The sequence below is a fragment of the Marivita sp. S0852 genome (genome assembly GCF_046591575.1).
Taxonomy (GTDB): Bacteria; Pseudomonadota; Alphaproteobacteria; order Rhodobacterales; family Rhodobacteraceae; genus Marivita.
Genome location: NZ_JBIQWA010000039.1, coordinates 1 through 620, shown reverse-complemented (window position 1 = coordinate 620; position 620 = coordinate 1). Strand labels below are relative to the sequence as shown.

The window sequence follows — 620 nt, the reverse complement described above, 5'->3', positions numbered from 1 at the left end:
ACGGAAACGCGATAGTCGCGTCCGACGTTGACGATCTTTGTCTCGCTTATACGCTCGCTTGCCGATTTATCCACGTCGACGGAAAACGACGCATCAGTATCAAAGCGGATCACACCTGACGCGGACACAGAGTAGCTGCCCCGGCCGCCAACATGCGGGGTCATGTCGATCGCATAGGCTGCTGGCCGCAAACCGAAGGGATCGTCCCGTTCCTTGCCATCGATGATGCTTCCCCCTGCGCCGTCTCCCACCGTCATCGCAAAGCTCGTTCCGATATTGACGCTATCCGATTTTTCGACCTCGGTAAGTCGGTACCCACCGATGGACGTGACTGAATTACAAGTGACGCGACTTGTCGCGTGATTGTCTACTTTCACGGTCAGATCGCGGCTGGCCCGAAGAAACACTTCTTCACGCCCACGCTCATCTTCGAACGTCAGTTCGCCGACCATGCGGAACGTGAAAAACATGCGTCCGTCTTCACGGTCGATTTCGAGACCGAGCGCGACCATGACGTCGATGCCGGGCACTGTGCTTTCCCAAATATGTTCCCGGCCCCATTCGGTGTTGCCGCCCGGCATCGCGAAATTCTGTCCGGTATAGGCGAAGCTTACCTGCGC

1 protein-coding gene is annotated in these 620 nt (G+C 57.1%); it reads right to left on the bottom strand.

The window, feature by feature from the left end:
- Positions 1-620: bacteriophage T4 gp5 trimerisation domain-containing protein (locus ACG74X_RS21325; protein ID WP_411237329.1), on the bottom strand; the 620-nt coding region annotated here is incomplete at both ends.